We start from the raw sequence: 17,247 nt of genomic DNA on the forward strand, positions 1-17,247 counted from the left end.
ACGAGAACGGCTTTTTCAAACTAAACCATTCATTCCGGCTCTACTGCAATACAAACTTAACACCTATCACCAGCAGCAAGGTTGCCAGTACCGGACGCAGAAAATATTCCGGAATCTTGGCACTCAGATGACTGCCGATCCAGATTCCCGGCACCGACCCCAGCAACAAACTGATCAACAAATCCAGATCGAAATTCCCCAAACTCAAATGCCCCAAACCGGCCACTGCGGTCAAAGGAATCGCATGCGCCAAATCGGTACCGACAATTTTCAACGTGGTCATTCTCGGATACAGAAATAACAAAGCCACAGTTCCTAAAGCGCCGGCGCCAACCGAGGATAAAGTGACCAACACTCCAAGTACCGCACCGGTAAACACCGTCGCAACTTTTTCCCAGCGCGGCGAAAAACGGCCGCTATTTTCCTGGTTGCTATGCTCATCATCGATTGCCCCCGTCTTGGCGGCTTTACGCAACAGAATACTGCGAACCAGCAAAGCCAGAGCCGTCAGTAACAAGGCCACACCCAAAGTAAAGGTAATTGCGCCGGTCACTTCCTTGCCGACCTCCATCAGATTTTTCAGCACATACAAAGTGATACCGGCGAACGGCAAACTACCCAGTGCCAACCAGCCGACGATTTTCCAGTCCACCGAACCATGCTTGCCGTGATGAACAAACACGCCGGCGGTTTTCGTAATCGACGCATACAGTAAATCCGTGCCTACCGCGACGGCCGGTTTAAAGCCAAACAAAAACACCAGAAGCGGCGTCATCAAAGAACCGCCGCCAACACCGGTAACACCGACCAGCATACCCACGACAAATCCGGATGCCGTATACATTAAATTCATAGACAATCACCTTAAACTTCATAATATTCGATAAGTGACCTCATTATGCCAGCGCAGTCACTCAGCTTATTAATGATTAAATTGCATATGTATATTTAATTTTTAGATATTTATCTGCCTGAGCGCAAATTTACTCAACACCTAAATACCTGAGCTCGACGCCATCCTCTAGTAAACTGACTCTTATTCGCTAAAATCCAACTTTAGGAGGATTTATGGTTAGGCATGCAATAGTTTTAGTATTTGGCTGGTTTTTGTCAGGTACGGCCTTCGGTGATCAAGATGACTGGGTCTACACGCCTCGTCAACAGCCGCAGCAACGACAATACCGGCAGCAACCCGAACAGCGGCAATACAATCGCCGAGACAATTACAGCAATGACCATGACCAGTATCGTGATCGTGATCGTGATTATCAAGACTATCAAAGAAATCAAGGCAACCAAGATTTTCAGGGCTATCGAGGTGGTTATCGGGGCTATATTCCTCAGCCTCCGACCGGCTATCAGGCTCCAGCCGATTATTATGGATTACCGCCAGTAAGGGGGTTCGTATACCCACCGCAACCGCAGCAAATACCGGGGTTCGAGAATCACCCTCGCGGACGCTGGTAGCTGCAAAACTAATTATTGATCCTTAGCATGAAAAATGGCATCAGGCTTTCGACATTTTTTCACTAAGATTTACCTTATGATTCTGAGCGTTTTTGTCGGGAATTCGATAAATTGTCGGACAGTTGGCAAGCGTTCCCGGAGATAGGCTTTTTGGCGGGCTTGGGGGTTGCCATGAAAGTGCCGACTTTCTGTTTACAAGGACACGCTGAACACGCTGGTCGCACTAGTGGATCGACAAGCTCACCACGAACGGAATCAATAACATACGGTTCGCCTTGAACCTGTCGAAGAACTTAATCAGAGAGTCCTTAAGCTTTTAAAAACAAACAGTTATTTTCGGATTTTGCAGCTGGCAGAAGTTGGTCATGATTTTGCTTGGGTGTTGATGCCTGTGCAAATCAAATCGACTAAGGAGAATAATATGTTTGAACACAAAAATCTTGACGGCACTTGGAACCGCGTTGTTTCAAAAAGCGATGCGTTTCTAAGCGGTGATATTCTGGAAACTCGGGATATGGTCGGCACCGAACCCGAGAAAATCGCCCGTATGCAATTTGCTGTGATCGGCCAGTACTTGGTCGAACGTTGCCTGCCGCCTGAAGCCTTGAGTGAAACTTGGGCGCAGGATGCCGGCAAACTGCCTTGGTGGGATTCGGTAAAAAACCCGCCGCATATGGGCATTATCGCCGACTTCAACAGCCACAACGGCGGTCTGCATCGTATTCCTTTCGACGCCAATCATAATGTCGTCGGCTTTGCCAGCGATGGCGAGGAAATCGTTCTCGGCAAAGGTGTGTACACCGTCACCCGCAAAAGCGATGGCAAAGAGTTAAGCGCTACATCGCAGAGTGAGCTGCGCGCGTTGTATTTCGCGTAACCGGTGGATTGATCGGCATAGAACTGGGTTGAGCCAAGCGAAACCCAGTTTATTAACCCGGCCCTCAAATATCGTCGCTCCCGCGTGAGCGGGAGCCCTGTTTTCACACTGGATTCCCGCTTACGCGGGAATGACGGTATCAGGGAATTTAAGGGCTTGGCTAATATAAAGTTTGGAATAACCATGATCGACCTTGAATTCTAATTCTGTCCTTAACTTCGAATAGTTGGTTTCCCTGAAACGCCCGCCACACTCAGGCGGAGATCCAGATTTTTGATTATCTCTCGGTCTCGGATGCTCCGTATCGATATGCAGTTTTCTCACTTCCCGCTCACCGGCATGATGTGTTTTAGGTAATAATCGGCACGTAGCTGAGAATGTTACGAGTTTTATCGCTGAACGCAGATTATCGGAACAGAACATGGGTATACAGGATCGCGACTACTATCGGGAAAAATATAAACAAGCGTCTAAAGTTGGCGGTCCTGATTTTGTCGCCAATCAGACGATTCAGCGGGGTCGCGGAAAATCAAGTAACAGCGGCATTCGCTATCTTTTGTTTCCGGTCTTAACCATTGCCGCGCTGTGGTACGGCGCCGATGCCTTTTTGCGGTTCGAAAAGGCCAAAAGGCAGGCTGACATACCGCTACCAGTGGCTATTGCTCCGCAAGCCCAACCACAATCCAATCTCATTTCCCCAAAAGCCGGTGGCGTGGTTTTAAAAACCGACCCGCAAGGCCATTTTCGCGGTACGGTATTAGTCAATAATGTGCCCATGCCTTTTCTGATCGATACCGGCGCGACTAAAACCGTGATTCCGAGCGGTATGGCAATCGAAGCAGGTCTGCCCTTCGGCGGCGTGGTGGAATCCTACACCGCCGGCGGCAAAGTAGCGGATCGCGCGACTCAAATCACGAGCCTTGTGCTGGGTAGTGCTGTCATCAAAAATCTCGAGGCGCACATCAACGACCATTTGGATGAAGTGTTGATTGGCATGAATACTTTAAAATATTTCCAGATCACGCAAACGGGCAATACGCTGACCTTGGTAGCCAATAACCAAGCCGGCAACAGACCCGCGAATCAGTCCATGACCAGCCTGGAAACTGTGGCCGCCAATCAGCCGGTTAAAAAGCCCACCACCATCAAAAAGACCGTGCACTGCGATGAACATAAGGTCTGCACGACAACCTACAGCGATCATTGATGCCAGCCATTAGTAGCAGTTTTTATGCTTACCTATCGCGCTTGCGTTGGATCAAGCGTTGGGGTTTGAAGCGCAATGCCCATGAGGAAAACGTCATGGAGCATAGCTGGGAAGTAGCGGTGATTGCCCACACCCTGGCGTTGATCAAAAATCGCTATTTCGCCGGTCAAGTCGACGCCAATGCCGTGGCCACCGCCGCGTTGTATCATGATGTAACCGAAGTGATTACCGGCGATTTGCCGACGCCGATCAAATACCATTCGCCGGCGATACTTGGCGCGTATAAGCAAATCGAACAGCAGGCCGAAACCGAACTGTTAAACCTGTTGCCGGACGCATTGCGCGAGGATTTTCGATCATTTATTCAACACGAAAACCTGCCGGATGCTCATCAGCACATCATTAAAGCGGCCGACAAGATTTCCGCCTACTTAAAATGCCAAGCCGAACTCAAGGCCGGCAATACCGAGTTTGAGATGGCCGCGGAGCAACTGGCTAAAAATATCCACGAACTGCAACAGCCGGAAGTGGTGTTTTTTATGCAGGCCTTTGCGCCCAGTTGCGGCTTAACCCTGGATGGCTTAATGCAAAAAAACGATTCCGAAACAGGCCGGCACTAAGCTAAAAGATCGGGCGCTATAGTCCGCGCACCAATAGTTTCAACTGATTTTTAAATTCGCTTTTCAGCCGATAAAGCTGCGCCGGCCGATGCGCACCGGCCGATTCGGTTTGCCCGGCGACTGTTTCCAATACCCCTAATTCGTCCATCTTTCGTCGGAAACTGACTTTGTTCAAGGTTTCGCCCAAGCAGGCCTCGTAAATCTTCTGCAATCTTGGCAGGCTGAAGGTTTCACCGGCCAAGTAACAAGGCAAGGAGGAATACTGCGACTTGTTACGAATCCGGTCTACGGCGGCGGCAATAATCTCGTTATGGTCAAACGGTAAGCGCCGCAACGCATCCACAGGACAAATCGTTAGGCCTGGATTGGTTGCGGACAGGATCAAATCGGCATCGACCAAGGCAAAATACACCACCGAGATTGACCAGCCGCGCGGATCTCTTGCGGCGCCGGCGAAGGTTTTCAGTTGCTCTAAATAAGGCGGTAGCAAGCCGGTTTTTTGTTGCAGGATGCGTACTGCGGCGTCCAGGCAATCCCTATCGTCTTCGGCGTGGATATAACCGCCGGGCAATGCGTCCTGGTTTTCGTAGGGTTCTTTATCGCGTTTGGACAGCGTGACGCACAAGCGATCCTCTTGGATGATCAGCAAGACGATATCCACGGTTGAAATAATTGGCTCGGACATATCAATATGGAGTTGGGCGATGCGAGAGATCTCACTTAGTAAAGGATTATAAACAGTTCTATCAATACCTTTATAAAAACTGGGTCGTGAAATATTTTTGTTAGTTGCATAATGTAACTAACTTGGTTAAGCTAAGCCCATCTCAAATATTGTTGCAGGTTCAAGCCCATGCCAAATACTCAGTTACTGATCATCGATGCGCAAAACGACTTTTGCGATTACTCCACAGAGGCTTACGTTCCGGCTTTGCCCGTGCCCGGCGCGTATCAGGATTGCCTGAGATTGGCACAGTTAATTAATCAGGCAGGATCTGCTATTGGAGTGATTGTCGCCACGCTAGATACCCATCACATGGTAGATCTGGCGCACAACACCTCTTGGCTAACTGAACATGAGGTAGCCCCGCCGCCCTTTTCCTTGGTCACTTCCGCTGACTTTATAGCCGGTCGCTACCGACTGGCAGCGGCGCAAACTCCACCAGAGCAAAACGACTATGTTCTAAACTACCTGACGCAACTGGAACAGATGCAGCGGCCTTTTATACTGTGGCCGCCGCATTGTTTAATCGGCACACCGGGACACAATCTTAATCCTGAACTGGCCCAAGCCTTAAGCAATTGGGAAACGCGGACCGGCAAGCCCGTTACCTTTATGCAAAAAGGCGAAAACATTTGGACGGAAAGCTTTTCGGCGTTAAAGGCGGTCATCCCCGATCCTGCCGATCAGGCTACGCAGTTGAATCTGGCCGTGTTGGAAATGCTCGCTCAGTCGGATCGTTTAATAATCGCCGGCCAAGCCAGCAGTCATTGCGTCAAAGAAACGATTAGCGACATCTTGCAGTTCGGTGCCGCAGAGCTAAAACACAAGCTGGTAATTCTGACTGACTGCATGAGTCCTGTGAGTGGATTCGAAGCGGCAGTTGAGCAATTTTTTACCGAACTGCGCTTACAGGGTATTCGTCTGGCGACCAGCACCGAAATTGCTTTAGAACTCGCCCCCCCAAACACTAAATTTTAAGGAATGCCCATGACTGCCATCGTCAAAAGCCTGCTAGAAAACGATTTGTACAAATTTCCGATGTGGCAAACCATGCTGCATAAGCGCCCGGAAGCCAGTGCCGAATACGATTTTATCTGTCGGAGCACACCGGAATACCCACTGGCTGAGTTGCTGGACGATGTCAAACAAGAACTGGATCAGCTCTGTTCCCTGCAATTTGCCGATGACGAACTGGCCTATTTAGCCAAGCTGCGTTACTTAAAGCCGGATTTCATCGAGTTCTTGTCCTTGTTTCGGTTTAGAAGCAAATACATCAAGGTATTTGCCGAAGGTGACACCCTGAGAATTCAAGCCCAAGGCCCGCAAGTGCATGTGATGAATTTCGAGATATTTTGTTTGTACATCGTCTCGGAACTGTATTTTCGCCGCTTCGACCAGGCGGCACTGCTGGCGGAAGGCAGACGGCGTTTGCAGGAAAAATTGGCAACGCTAAAAGCCTTTGCTGAGCAGCCAACAAAATCCCACGCGTTTGAGATTTTCGATTTTGGTTTACGGCGGCGCGCCTGGGGTAGCTGGCAAGAAGAAGTCGTGCGCACGTTTCAAGCCGAAGTGCCTAGCTTGTTCAAAGGCACGTCCAACGTCTATCTGGCCAAACAATTCGGTTTAACGCCGATTGGGACGATGGCGCACGAGTACCTGCAATCTTATCAAGCCCATGTGGTGCGGCTGCGCGAGTTTCAACGGATGGCCTTGGAAGATTGGGCGCAGGAGTTTCGGGGCGATTTAGGCGTAGCCTTAACCGACACCATCGGTATGGATGCGTTCCTGCGCGACTTTGATTTGTATTTTGCCAAGCTGTTTGACGGCCTGCGGCATGACTCCGGCGACCCGGTGGTTTGGGGCGAAAAAGCCATCGCCCATTATCAAAAACTACGCATCGATCCGCATAGCAAACGCCTGGTGTTCTCCGATGGTTTGGATATTCCCAAGGCAATTGGCCTGTATGAACACTTTGCGGATCGCATTCAACTGGGCTTTGGCATCGGCACCCATTTAACTAATGATCTTGGCGGCCCCAAGCCTTTGAATATTGTGATGAAGCTGGTGCGCTGTAACGGCGACCCGGTGGCGAAATTGTCCGACGCCCCCGGCAAGACCTTATGCAATGACCAAACCTTTATTGCCTATTTGCGGCAGATTTTTAATCACTACGCCTAAATTCTGCATAGGAATTTTTTATGTCTACACGTAATGCCTTGACTGTCGCCATCGCGCAAATTAATCCGATGGTCGGCGATTTTGCCGGCAATCTTGAGATTGCCAAGGACGCTTTCCGACAAGCCGACGGGCATCAGGCACAGCTTTTGGTATTTCCGGAGCTGTCCTTGTGCGGTTATTACCCTGGCGATCTGTTGAACGAATCGGCTTTTATCCGTAAAGCCTACGAGGCGCTGGCGAACTTGGCCGCTTTCTCGAAACAGTTTCCGGACATTACCGCCATTGTCGGCATGCCGATAAAGTCGACCGGGCCAGGCAAGCCGCTGTATAACGCGCTGATTGCCGTTCATAACGGCGAAATGATTGCCGAATATCACAAGCAACTACTGCCTACCTACAATATTTTCGACGAGCGCCGTCACTTCGAACCGGGCCAGCAAGGCGCGGTTAGCATCGAGATCGGCAGCTACAAGGTCGGGCTGATGATTTGCGAAGACGGCTGGAACGACAATACCGACGATTATCCGGTCAATCCTTACGAAGCGCTTGCTGAAACTCACCCGGATTTTGTGGTCAGCATTAATGCCAGCCCGTCCAATATTGGTAAACGCACACAAAGGCATCAGGTGATTTGCGGCGCGGCCCGCCGACATGGCTTGCCGATACTTTACGTCAATCAAGTCGGTGGGCAAGACAGTATTGTGTTCGACGGTGCTTCCTTTGCGGTGAATGCCGATGGCGAAATTGCGCGCGAATGGCCGGCTTTCCAAACCGTGATAGACACGTTGCGTTTTGCAGAGGGCGGATTTCAAATCATTCCTCAGCCGGCCCAATCCCAAATTGATAACGATCAGGAATTCATTCTGCAACACATAATGTTGGGCTTACGGGACTATGTGCGGCGCTGCGGCTTCAAGCAAGTCGTGGTGGGCTCGTCGGGCGGCATCGATTCGGCATTGACGATAGCCCTAGCCGCCGAGGCCTTAGGCCCGGAGAACGTCATCGCCATCACGATGCCGTCTGCATTCTCCAGTAGTGGTTCGGTGAGTGACTCCCAATTGCTTTGCGATGCCTTGGGTGTGAGGCTTTACAGCTACCCGATCAAGACGCTGGTGAATGATTTTGGCACGCAATTTCAAAACAGTTTTACCGATGAATTGCGCGGTTTGAGCTTGGAAAATTTGCAGGCTCGTCTGCGCGGCACCATCCTGATGGCGTACTCCAACCACTCCGGTGCGATGGTCCTTACCACCGGCAACAAAAGCGAAATATCGGTGGGTTATTGCACGCTCTATGGCGACACCAATGGCGGCTTGGGCCTGATCGGCGACCTCTACAAAACCGAGGTGTATCGCTTGTCCGCCTACATCAATCAGCGTGCGGGACGAGAAATTATTCCCGCAGCAATATTAACGAAACCACCCTCCGCCGAATTGGCGCCCGATCAGAAAGATACCGATAGCTTGCCGCCTTACGAGGTGTTGGATGAAATCTTGAAACTGCTGATCGAAGGCAAGCAGCTGGCTGACCACGAATATCAACAAGCCCGCGACTTTGTGGCTAGTTATCGAGCCACCGCCGCCGGCGAAGCGGTGTACCAACGTATCGTCGGCATGATAGCGCGCAACGAATACAAACGCCGGCAAGCGCCGCCGATTATTCGGGTGCGGCCCAGAGCGTTCGGCGCCGGCCGGCAAATGCCGATTGCGGCCAAGCACTAAGGGTAAACGCGATGACCAAATACCAAAAAGCCATTGTGATTGGCCGTTACCAAATCTATCACAAGGGTCACGAGCAGCTTACCAACCGGGCGCTGGAAATCGCCGATGAGGTATTGGTGATTGTCGGCTCCTCATTTCAGTCCAGAAACATCCGCAATCCGTTCAAATGGACCGAGCGGGCCGCTATGATCACAGCCACGCTGCCGGAGAGCGATCAAGCCCGCCTGCGGTTTTTGCCGGTGCGGGATTATTACGACGACACACTTTGGAATGCCGATGTCAGACGGCAGGTTGGCGCATGTGTTTCCGATGCCGACCGGGTCGCGTTGGTAGGCTTTAAAAAGGACGAGTCCACTTATTATCTGGATAATTTTCCCGATTGGTCGATGGTGGAAATTGAGTCCGAGCTGGATATCGATGCCACGGCGTTGCGCAACCAGCTTTTTGCAGCGGAAAGTGCCGGGACAGCCTTGGCAAATATCGCCAGTCGCATTTCTATGCCAGTGCGGGAATTTCTAAATGATTGGTCCAATAGTCCTGAATACACGATATTAAAAGCCGAATACGCCAAAATCGACCAAGAGAATCAAGTCTACGCCGGCATTCCCTGGGATGTTATTTCGACGACAGTGGATGCCGTGGTTACCTACAACGATCATGTATTACTTGGCAAACGCAAGTATTATCCCGGTAAAGGCTTATGGGCTATCCCCGGTGGCTTCCTGGAAAAACGCGAATCCTTATTACAAGGTGCGATACGCGAGTTAAAGGAAGAAACCAGCCTGAACGTGCCGGATGCCAGTTTGCGAGATTGTCTGCAACACGTTAAAGTTTTTTCCCACCCAAGAAGATCGTGCCGTGGACGCGTCATTACTCATGCGCATCACTTTGCTTTGGCAACCCCTTGGCCGGATAAGACTTGGCCTGAGATTAAAGCTGCGGACGATCTTGAAAGCGTGGCCTGGGTGCCAATCACGCAGCTGCCAGCGCTGGAAGAAGCGCTGTTTGAAGACCATTTCGCTATCTTGTGCAACTTCCTGTCATTTCAAGCCAATTAGAACGATGTACTTTATTTAAGCTTAACAGGTCGGACGGAATAGCCAGGGAAACTCATCAATGAAACCCGAAGATTTACAAAAGCTGGTCAGTGTTACTATGCCTTACGGCAAATACAAGGGCCGCGTTATCGCCGATTTGCCCGGCCACTACCTCAACTGGTTTGCGCGAGAGGGATTTCCTGGCGGTGAACTAGGCAGGTTATTGGCATTGATGCAGGAAATGGATCACAACGGCCTTAAGCCTCTGCTCGATCCGCTCAGACAAATAAGGTTTTGATTAGTCGGTCGGATATCTGTACCACCTGCATTGGGCGGTATTTCCCCGGTATCAGATGGCTTGATTTTTTAGGCAAAAAAATTCCGACACAAGGTCGGATTGAGGGAGGAAGTTATTGCGCTGAACATCTCTGCAATGGCGAACATAGTATCAGTGTTTTCTAATGCGGAGAATGCGACATAATGTCACGCTCCAGTTGGCCGAAACTCGGCTTAATGATGCCCGTGGTGACCGAAATGCCCGTGACCGTGATGCCCGCCATAGCCCCTATGGCCACCATATCCCCAGCCGCCGCGAAACATTGGTACGGGTACCGGCACAACCGGCGCTGAATAACCGTAACTATATCCATAGCTACCATACCCATAGGGCCTGTACGTTGCTGGATAGGAATCGGCATAGGGCGCGTAAGCCACACAGCCGCTCAACATCGTCAGACTCAAAAAAATTAGCGCCAGGCGTATTCTTGTGCTCACGACTACCAACCTCGCCGTATATTCCGATCACAACGCGGCGCACGGATGGGTTGTTGGTAAACAAATCCTCTAACTGGCGGCAACCCATAATAATCTGCCGGTGCTTGGTAATAGCCCACTGCGGGCGGCGGCGCATATGTCCGGTAATACGGGGTGTTATAGGTATACCCCCAGTTATCGCGCTGATAATTAGGATGATGTCTGCCACCCCAATTGCCTTCATGTGCAAAGGTTGCACTCGAAAAGAGCAAGATGATTGCTAATAGTGTGGTAAGCCTGAACATAAACCCTCCTTATCCGGGATCTTCAGTTGCGGCTCATTGTTCTCTCGCAGGCTTAAACATCTCTTAACTGACGATTATTCTTGAACTGACTTTTTTGGTGGCAGGTATTGATCGATGGTTCCTCCTGATTTCATCTTTCCATAAAATACCTGGCTGGATAGCGTGTTGTAAGGTAAAACAGCTAACAATTGCATTTAATACGGAGACTACATGAGCAACCTGTTTGAGCCCATCAAAGTTGGAGACATCAATTTACCTAACCGCATCGTTCTGGCGCCTTTAACGCGCTGCCGGGCCAGTGTCGGCCGCGTGCCTAACGAGTTGATGGCCGAATACTACGCGCAGAGAGCGGATGCCGGGCTGATCTTAAGCGAAGCCACCAGTGTCTCCGCGCAAGGCGTGGGTTACCCCGATACGCCCGGTATTTGGTCGGATGAGCAAGTGGCAGGCTGGACTAAGGTGACCCAAGCGGTGCATGCAGCCGGCGGACGAATTTTGCTGCAACTCTGGCACGTCGGTCGCGTGTCGCACCCTGATTACCTAAACGGCGAGTTGCCCGTCGCACCCAGCGCGATTGCGCCCTTGGGGCATGTCAGTCTGCTCCGGCCAATGCGGGACTACGTGACACCGAGAGCCTTGGACATCAGCGAAATCCCCGGCATTGTCGAGACTTACCGCAAAGGCGCGGAAAACGCCAAACTGGCCGGTTTTGACGGCGTGGAGATTCACGGCGCCAATGGCTATCTGCTAGACCAGTTTTTGCAGGACAGCACCAATAAAAGAACCGATGCCTACGGCGGCTCGACTGAAAACCGCGCACGCTTGATGTTGGAAGTAACCGATGCTGCTATTTCGGTATGGGGGCCGGGTCGGGTCGGCGTGCATCTTGCGCCCAGAGGAGACTCGCATACGATGGGTGATTCAGATCCATTAAATACATTTGGCTATGTAGCCGAGCAATTAGGCAAACGCGGCATTGCTTTCATTTTTACCCGAGAATCGCTCGGAGAAAATCGTATCAGTCCGGCGTTGAAAAAGCGTTTCGGCGGTGTGCTGATTGCCAACGAAGGCTTTAATCGCGAAACCGCGCAACAAGTCATTGCGGCTGGCGAAGCGGATGCCGTCTCGTTTGGCAAGGACTATATTGCCAATCCCGATTTAGTCCGGCGCCTGCAACTGAATGTGGCTCTTAACCCCTACCATGCTGAAACTTTTTATGGCGCTGCGGGGCAAGATCCGAAAGTTGGCTATACCGATTACCCGAGTTTGGTAGCAGAAGTGGGTTAAATAATCTTGTGGTTCCCGCACAAGCGGGAGCCACAAATTCTACGCGCCAGTTGGTTGCGATGCTCGCAAGGCGATATTAATCGCCACCCGGAAGCCCGGACAACGCCTTTTCCTGCAATGACTCCAACCAAATTTGGTGATATTTGGACATCCGCTTCGGTAAAAATAGTTGGCCGAGACGCGCCAGCCAACCATGTTGGGTTTCTTCGGTAAGTACATCGCAACCTTTCGCGCTTGGTCGTAACAGCCAGGCGTGGTAAGCATCGACCCCTATGCCCTTCGCGTCCCAAGCCAGTCGCTCATTCGGCACATACTCCAATACGGTGGAAGTAATGGTGACGCCAAAGGTTTTCCAACGAAACCGCGTGCCCGGCTTAAGTTCCGTACCGGCATTTTCCAGGATGCGCAGATTGGCCGAGTTGACATACCAGCTTGGCCACAATGGCGCCCGCACCAGCCAAGCCCAAACCCGCTCTGGCTGAGCCGTCATATCCAGTTCGTTGCGCACATGCACCGGGCAATTTTGCGGATGGTAATGCTCTGGCCATTGGATGCCTGATTGGTCGTTCATAAGGTAACTCTCCTGATGTAAAACTTTTAACTGATCGGTATCGTCCAGAAAATATTTCTACAGCCGATTTAACCCCCACCTTAACAGCCTTTTCCAACCTATCCGCGATTATTCTGGATTGCTTGCAAAAACTGAAACACCGCGGCCTGATGGATATGCACGCCGCACATCACGCTTGGGAAGAGCACCATTTGTATCCTGGTCTTTAGCCGCCCTTCCCGCCGATAAACCTATCAGCGATAACGAAAATTACCCCGGTAGTAATAACTCACACCCCACCAGGGATGGCGGATGCTGAAGTCCAGATAGAACTCGTCCTTTGAAATTGCACGTTCGCTGATGCTTGCCGAACCGAGTAACAACCAATCCGGAATGTTCATCCGTAGCGAACCGCATTGCCAGAAATGGCCATTGCTGCAATACAGCAATTCGCCGTTCCTGACGCTGACGTTCAAGCACAAACCAAAGCCAAAGCCTATCAGCTCGACTAACTCGTGGTCAGCCGCATAACTCATCCTGGAACTGAAGCAATCGGTTTTACCGTCCGCATAAGTCATCGTCCGGTGCCAAGCCAATAATTCGCCGTTGGCGGTCTTGTCGACTTCGGCTTGCGCCGCCTGCCCGCGCCATAACAACAAGCCGCCGAACAAATGAATCAGCCAGATCAATGGAAACAGATAACTTGGATAGCCTATCTCCATCGTACCCACTAACCGGCTTTGCTGGCCGTCGCTAATTCGATAGTGTCTTTGAATAACGTCTGGTAACTGTTGCCAGTCGTCGCCCAATACTTTTTGCATTAATGACACAGACATGGCTTAGCTCCAGAGTGAGTTATGAAATACCATCAAGGTGGTGATGCCTATCATGCCGAAGAAGGCCGGCACGCCCAGCCACAGCCAAATCTTGGAATAATAGTGGTACAGATACGGCAAGGCGCGGCCTTGGGCCAGTGACTGAACGGCGATGTCGCGCATGCGGATCTGCAAAATCACCACCGGCAACCAACACAGCCCGGTAATTAAATACAGTACCAACGTCCACCACAGCCAGCCGTCGCCGAACGAGGCCGACAATTGCTCGGCCAGTAAAACACCGGTTAACGGCTGGATAATCACGGTCGGTGTGGTGAACCACCAATCGGCCAACACTACATGTTTGCTGGTTGTCGCGATTGCCGCATGATCGCCACTTTTGTCGGCCATTACCTTGTAAAACACCGTGCCGGAACCCAAGCCGAACAGGACGATGGCGCTGAGGATGTGGATCAATTTTAACGATAAATACATCATGACTGTTCTCCTTCCATTGCTCTAACCATCAACAAACACATTAAAAACGGCAGGTTTTTCAATAGTGGGCCGAACGGGTGGAATACAAACGCCGGCAAGCACAACGCCACTACCAGGCTATAGCCCAATACGATCCAGAACTGCCAGAGCAGCAGTTTGTTGATCCGAAACCGCACTAAAGTTGCCAGACCCAAGGCAATATCCATTGCCGCCAAACCGTATAAAGCCATTGGCGCGCCAAAGCCTGTGATGCCGAGCGGTTCCAGCAACTGATAACTGAGCTGATGCGGATAGAAAAACAGCGAGGTGATACCGCTCCATAACCAGACGAAGGCAATCGTGTATCGCAGCAAAGGCTTGAGAAAATACAAGCCGGCATGCCAACGCTCGGCTTGGCTGGCCGCTTGTTCGAACCATTGTTCGTTCAAGTTGACGGGCGCTCGACCTAAAAACTGAGTGAGAGGGCCTGGATCTGCGCAATTGCCTCGATTCAGCATCGCTACGTTGTCTTTGCTCAAAATCGGCTCGCCCAGCCATTTGCCAAAACCCGCCATGGTCAACGCATAGTGGTAAGGAATGGAGCACGTTTTTGCCATGGGTTTGCCCAGTCGCCGCCTGAGTCCTTGCAGCCAGTCCGCATAAGTTATCGGACTGGGGCCGACTAAGGCTAAGGTCTTACGGCCGGAAACAGCGGGCTCAAGACAACGACAGACGGTAGCGGCTACATCGGCGATATGAATGGGTTGTAAAAGCTGGTGCCCACCATCCGGTAGCAAGTGCACTGGTAAGGCCGCAAAGGCATGAAACAAGCCACTACTTTGCCCGCCGTGGCCGTAAACCAGCGACGGTTGCAAGACAAACCAATCCACGACCAATTCCTGTAAGGCAACGTCGGCGGCTTTTTTACTCAGGTGGTAAGCCGATTCCGCATCCGCATCGGCACCCAGAGCTGAAAGTTGCACGATCTTTTTTACCCCGGCTTGGGCACCTGCCTCAAATAAGGCTACCGGCGCTTGGGTGTGCAATTGGGCAAAACTTTGGCCTTTGTTCTCGGCAATAATGCCCACGCAGTTGACGATTGCATCGACAGCTTGCAGATGCGGTAGCCAGGAGTCGATTGCACCGGCCTTGGCGAAGTCCAATTTTAATGGGGTCAGGTTTGGATGATCGATCAGCAGCTGTTCGGGGTGACGACAACAGGCCGTGATCCGGTGACCCTGTCGCAGCAATTCGCGTAGTACGGCGTTGCCGATAAAACCGGTCGCGCCGGTTAATAGAATATTCATGGTTTTGCTCCAAAAGTTGAGAGGCAGGAGCAGGTTAACGACAGCAATTTGGACGAACTTCCAGATTGATAGGACAGGAATATAAATAATTTAAGCTGGATATAAACCCATAAATATCAACATCATATATATTTACAAAATGATAAAAATGGAGTTTTTTCTTTAGCCGGCGTGCGTTTTGCGAAATTGTCCTGGCGCCACACCGACGATATCGCGAAACGCCGCGTAAAAATTGGACTGGGTGCTAAAGCCCACCGTCAAGCCTATCGACAATACCGACGCATTGGGCTCTGCCAATAACAGTTGTTTCGCTGCGGCTATGCGCTGCTCGCGGATATAGCGGGAAAAGCCTTGTTGAAATTCGGTATTGATCAGCTCCGACAACTGATGCTGACTCACCTCCAATTGCTCGGCCAGCAGGGCAAGATTCAGGGTTTCCAGCGCATATAGTTTGTCCTGTGTCATCAACACGTCGAGCTTAGCCAGCACTGCGGACTTATCTACATTTTTTAATGTCGATTCCGCATAAGTCGCTTGCACCGCTTCCGACACGTCGGCGGCGATGCCGGGGAAACGCAGTAAGGTCAACGCCACCGCAAAAAACGCCATACCAATCAAGATACTGTAAGCGCCGATAAAGTCCGTTTCATTGAGCAAGGGCCAAATAAACCCCAACACCAACACCGCCAGGGCAATCGCAAACAAAATCCCCAACGCCAACAGTTCCAGATGAAAACGCCGGCGTTGTTCGCGCAACGCATAAACCGTTTTCGCCAGCCAGAGCAAATAGCCGCTGCCGATTAAAAATGCACCGGGTAAGGCCAGGTGGTAAGGAAAAACAAAACATAACGCCAACGGTAAAACATGCAGGCCGTCATGCCAGCGGTAGTCAACTTGGGTAAGTAATAGTTGGCGACTGTAGAAATAAAAGCTGGGGGCGATGCTGTATAGCAGTAGCAAATACAGCGATGAGTGCAGGTAATCGAATCGGCTTAATATCCAGCCCAGATGCAGGATTTGAATACCTGCCAAGCCGGCGATCAACAAAAATCCGGCCCATGGCGCAGAGCCGCGTTGCAGTTCCTGGCGCTGCAAGAGCTTACCGACGATTAACAACAGTGCCGCGCCTAAAGAAAATCCGATGAATAGTAGAGAAGCGATTTGCATGGCAGACCAAGCGGAAAAGACGTTTTGAGTTTAGCCATTATTTTTCATGCCGGCTAATCGGCAGCCGGGTACAGTGCATGGTTTTGGTTCGGTGCTATCGCTTAACGCCGGTAGCCGCTAAAATCACAGGTAGGCGAACACGAGGAAACGTACATGGCGTTAGCGGAAAAATTATCGATCAGCGTGGCGGATTATCTGCAAGGCGAATTGGTCAGTGACATCAAGCATGAATATATTAATGGTGATGTTTATGCGATGGCAGGGGCGAAAAGGTCACACAACATTATCAGCATGAACCTGTCTGGGTTGGTTTTTTCGCATTTACGCGGCACACCTTGTCGGGTTTTCAATTCAGATATGAAGGTGAATATCCAAACCGCCCAGGATGACTGTTTCTTTTACCCGGATTTGCATATTACCTGTTCTGCGACCGACACCGCCGAACATTACAACAGCCAGCCGAAGTTGATTATCGAAGTGTTATCTGACACCACCGAACGCTACGACCGCGCCGAAAAGTTTCACCATTACCGCAAACTATCCAGTCTGGAAGAATACGTGCTGATTGCTCAAGATACACAACGAGTCGAATGCTATAGCCGCGACAATCAATGGGACTTACGGCTTTATCAAGGCGGTGATCGTGCAGTGTTGCAGTCTATCGGCTTGGAATTGGCGGTTGCCGAAATTTATGAGGGGATAGCGTTCGACAATGTGGCTTAGAGACGCAATCCCTGCGTCTCTAATTTTCCGAT

Annotated in this window: 18 protein-coding genes; 11 read left to right on the top strand and 7 right to left on the bottom strand. The window is 50.9% G+C overall.

Features of this window, described 5'->3' with window-relative positions; translation table 11 throughout:
* Positions 1 to 40: 40 nt before the first annotated feature.
* The gene (locus tag ACR64Q_RS19995; RefSeq protein ID WP_020484207.1) at positions 41 to 853 is read right to left on the bottom strand and encodes a sulfite exporter TauE/SafE family protein; all 813 of its coding nucleotides are present in this window, start codon (positions 851 to 853) and stop codon (positions 41 to 43) included.
* Positions 854 to 1,135: 282 nt separating this feature from the next.
* Here ACR64Q_RS19995 and ACR64Q_RS20000 point away from each other — a divergent pair, with 282 nt between their 5' ends.
* From ACR64Q_RS20000 to yfbR, 4 genes are all read left to right on the top strand, one after another.
* A complete protein-coding gene (locus ACR64Q_RS20000; RefSeq protein WP_313732874.1) occupies positions 1,136 to 1,396 on the top strand; it encodes a hypothetical protein in 261 nt (86 codons plus the stop codon).
* A 492-nt stretch (positions 1,397 to 1,888) separates the two neighbouring features.
* Positions 1,889 to 2,344 (top strand): hypothetical protein, encoded by a 456-nt coding sequence (locus ACR64Q_RS20005; protein WP_313732875.1) that lies wholly within the window; start codon positions 1,889 to 1,891, stop codon positions 2,342 to 2,344.
* Positions 2,345 to 2,765: 421 nt separating this feature from the next.
* Positions 2,766 to 3,551, top strand: coding sequence for a retropepsin-like aspartic protease family protein (locus ACR64Q_RS20010; RefSeq protein ID WP_313732876.1), 786 nt, complete (start codon positions 2,766 to 2,768; stop codon positions 3,549 to 3,551).
* On the top strand, positions 3,551 to 4,171 hold the full coding sequence (gene yfbR / locus ACR64Q_RS20015) for a 5'-deoxynucleotidase (protein ID WP_313732877.1): 621 nt from the start codon (positions 3,551 to 3,553) through the stop codon (positions 4,169 to 4,171). Before ACR64Q_RS20010 ends, yfbR begins: the two co-directional genes overlap by 1 nt.
* 16 nt (positions 4,172 to 4,187) lie before the next feature.
* Here yfbR and ACR64Q_RS20020 read toward each other — a convergent pair whose 3' ends face one another.
* Positions 4,188 to 4,856, bottom strand: coding sequence for an NUDIX hydrolase (locus tag ACR64Q_RS20020; protein WP_313732878.1), 669 nt, complete (start codon positions 4,854 to 4,856; stop codon positions 4,188 to 4,190).
* 168 nt (positions 4,857 to 5,024) lie between these two features.
* On the opposite strand from ACR64Q_RS20020, the gene ACR64Q_RS20025 reads away from it, so the two are divergent.
* The 6 genes from ACR64Q_RS20025 to ACR64Q_RS20050 all read left to right on the top strand — a co-directional run bounded on the left by ACR64Q_RS20025 (position 5,025) and on the right by ACR64Q_RS20050 (position 12,176).
* Positions 5,025 to 5,873: a cysteine hydrolase family protein gene (locus ACR64Q_RS20025; RefSeq protein WP_313732879.1), complete on the top strand. Its 849-nt coding sequence runs from the start codon at positions 5,025 to 5,027 to the stop codon at positions 5,871 to 5,873.
* A 9-nt stretch (positions 5,874 to 5,882) separates the two neighbouring features.
* Positions 5,883 to 7,073: a nicotinate phosphoribosyltransferase gene (pncB, locus tag ACR64Q_RS20030; protein ID WP_313732880.1), complete on the top strand. Its 1,191-nt coding sequence runs from the start codon at positions 5,883 to 5,885 to the stop codon at positions 7,071 to 7,073.
* A gap of 20 nt (positions 7,074 to 7,093) precedes the next feature.
* A complete protein-coding gene (locus tag ACR64Q_RS20035; RefSeq protein WP_313732881.1) occupies positions 7,094 to 8,794 on the top strand; it encodes an NAD+ synthase in 1,701 nt (566 codons plus the stop codon).
* Positions 8,795 to 8,805: 11 nt separating this feature from the next.
* Entirely contained in the window at positions 8,806 to 9,852 is a 1,047-nt protein-coding gene (locus ACR64Q_RS20040) for a bifunctional nicotinamide-nucleotide adenylyltransferase/Nudix hydroxylase (RefSeq protein WP_313732882.1), read from the top strand.
* 58 nt (positions 9,853 to 9,910) lie between these two features.
* On the top strand, positions 9,911 to 10,129 hold the full coding sequence (locus ACR64Q_RS20045) for a DUF3820 family protein (RefSeq protein ID WP_020484197.1): 219 nt from the start codon (positions 9,911 to 9,913) through the stop codon (positions 10,127 to 10,129).
* Between the two features lie 970 nt (positions 10,130 to 11,099).
* Positions 11,100 to 12,176: an alkene reductase gene (locus tag ACR64Q_RS20050; protein WP_313732884.1), complete on the top strand. Its 1,077-nt coding sequence runs from the start codon at positions 11,100 to 11,102 to the stop codon at positions 12,174 to 12,176.
* 76 nt (positions 12,177 to 12,252) lie between these two features.
* On the opposite strand, the gene ACR64Q_RS20055 is transcribed toward ACR64Q_RS20050, so the two are convergent.
* The 5 genes from ACR64Q_RS20055 to ACR64Q_RS20075 form a co-directional block, all read right to left on the bottom strand.
* Positions 12,253 to 12,747, bottom strand: coding sequence for an SRPBCC domain-containing protein (locus tag ACR64Q_RS20055; protein ID WP_313732885.1), 495 nt, complete (start codon positions 12,745 to 12,747; stop codon positions 12,253 to 12,255).
* Positions 12,748 to 12,980: 233 nt separating this feature from the next.
* A complete protein-coding gene (locus tag ACR64Q_RS20060) occupies positions 12,981 to 13,562 on the bottom strand; it encodes a DUF4166 domain-containing protein (protein ID WP_313732886.1) in 582 nt (193 codons plus the stop codon).
* A 3-nt stretch (positions 13,563 to 13,565) separates the two neighbouring features.
* Positions 13,566 to 14,039: a DUF2269 family protein gene (locus tag ACR64Q_RS20065; protein ID WP_313732887.1), complete on the bottom strand. Its 474-nt coding sequence runs from the start codon at positions 14,037 to 14,039 to the stop codon at positions 13,566 to 13,568.
* Positions 14,036 to 15,325: an NAD(P)H-binding protein gene (locus ACR64Q_RS20070; protein ID WP_313732888.1), complete on the bottom strand. Its 1,290-nt coding sequence runs from the start codon at positions 15,323 to 15,325 to the stop codon at positions 14,036 to 14,038. Before ACR64Q_RS20070 ends, ACR64Q_RS20065 begins: the two co-directional genes overlap by 4 nt.
* A gap of 162 nt (positions 15,326 to 15,487) precedes the next feature.
* Positions 15,488 to 16,492, bottom strand: a complete 1,005-nt coding sequence (locus ACR64Q_RS20075) for an AraC family transcriptional regulator (RefSeq protein ID WP_313732889.1) — start codon at positions 16,490 to 16,492, stop codon at positions 15,488 to 15,490.
* 153 nt (positions 16,493 to 16,645) lie between these two features.
* Here ACR64Q_RS20075 and ACR64Q_RS20080 point away from each other — a divergent pair, with 153 nt between their 5' ends.
* Positions 16,646 to 17,215 carry a Uma2 family endonuclease gene (locus tag ACR64Q_RS20080; RefSeq protein WP_313732890.1) on the top strand — a complete coding sequence of 190 codons (570 nt, stop codon included), beginning with the start codon at positions 16,646 to 16,648 and terminating at the stop codon, positions 17,213 to 17,215.
* Positions 17,216 to 17,247: the final 32 nt, after the last annotated feature.

It is taken from the genome of Methylomonas sp. 2F7, from assembly GCF_057126975.1.

What these genes read in the sequence shown, in the direction of transcription:
- ACR64Q_RS19995 (WP_020484207.1), bottom strand. Translation starts at nt 853, where the DNA reads ATGAATTTAATGTATACGGCATCCGGATTTGTCGTGGGTATGCTGGTC.
- ACR64Q_RS20000 (WP_313732874.1), top strand. Translation starts at nt 1,136, where the DNA reads ATGACTGGGTCTACACGCCTCGTCAACAGCCGCAGCAACGACAATACC.
- ACR64Q_RS20005 (WP_313732875.1), top strand. Translation starts at nt 1,889, where the DNA reads ATGTTTGAACACAAAAATCTTGACGGCACTTGGAACCGCGTTGTTTCA.
- ACR64Q_RS20010 (WP_313732876.1), top strand. Translation starts at nt 2,766, where the DNA reads ATGGGTATACAGGATCGCGACTACTATCGGGAAAAATATAAACAAGCG.
- yfbR (WP_313732877.1), top strand. Translation starts at nt 3,551, where the DNA reads ATGCCAGCCATTAGTAGCAGTTTTTATGCTTACCTATCGCGCTTGCGT.
- ACR64Q_RS20020 (WP_313732878.1), bottom strand. Translation starts at nt 4,856, where the DNA reads ATGTCCGAGCCAATTATTTCAACCGTGGATATCGTCTTGCTGATCATC.
- ACR64Q_RS20025 (WP_313732879.1), top strand. Translation starts at nt 5,025, where the DNA reads ATGCCAAATACTCAGTTACTGATCATCGATGCGCAAAACGACTTTTGC.
- pncB (WP_313732880.1), top strand. Translation starts at nt 5,883, where the DNA reads ATGACTGCCATCGTCAAAAGCCTGCTAGAAAACGATTTGTACAAATTT.
- ACR64Q_RS20035 (WP_313732881.1), top strand. Translation starts at nt 7,094, where the DNA reads ATGTCTACACGTAATGCCTTGACTGTCGCCATCGCGCAAATTAATCCG.
- ACR64Q_RS20040 (WP_313732882.1), top strand. Translation starts at nt 8,806, where the DNA reads ATGACCAAATACCAAAAAGCCATTGTGATTGGCCGTTACCAAATCTAT.
- ACR64Q_RS20045 (WP_020484197.1), top strand. Translation starts at nt 9,911, where the DNA reads ATGAAACCCGAAGATTTACAAAAGCTGGTCAGTGTTACTATGCCTTAC.
- ACR64Q_RS20050 (WP_313732884.1), top strand. Translation starts at nt 11,100, where the DNA reads ATGAGCAACCTGTTTGAGCCCATCAAAGTTGGAGACATCAATTTACCT.
- ACR64Q_RS20055 (WP_313732885.1), bottom strand. Translation starts at nt 12,747, where the DNA reads ATGAACGACCAATCAGGCATCCAATGGCCAGAGCATTACCATCCGCAA.
- ACR64Q_RS20060 (WP_313732886.1), bottom strand. Translation starts at nt 13,562, where the DNA reads ATGTCTGTGTCATTAATGCAAAAAGTATTGGGCGACGACTGGCAACAG.
- ACR64Q_RS20065 (WP_313732887.1), bottom strand. Translation starts at nt 14,039, where the DNA reads ATGATGTATTTATCGTTAAAATTGATCCACATCCTCAGCGCCATCGTC.
- ACR64Q_RS20070 (WP_313732888.1), bottom strand. Translation starts at nt 15,325, where the DNA reads ATGAATATTCTATTAACCGGCGCGACCGGTTTTATCGGCAACGCCGTA.
- ACR64Q_RS20075 (WP_313732889.1), bottom strand. Translation starts at nt 16,492, where the DNA reads ATGCAAATCGCTTCTCTACTATTCATCGGATTTTCTTTAGGCGCGGCA.
- ACR64Q_RS20080 (WP_313732890.1), top strand. Translation starts at nt 16,646, where the DNA reads ATGGCGTTAGCGGAAAAATTATCGATCAGCGTGGCGGATTATCTGCAA.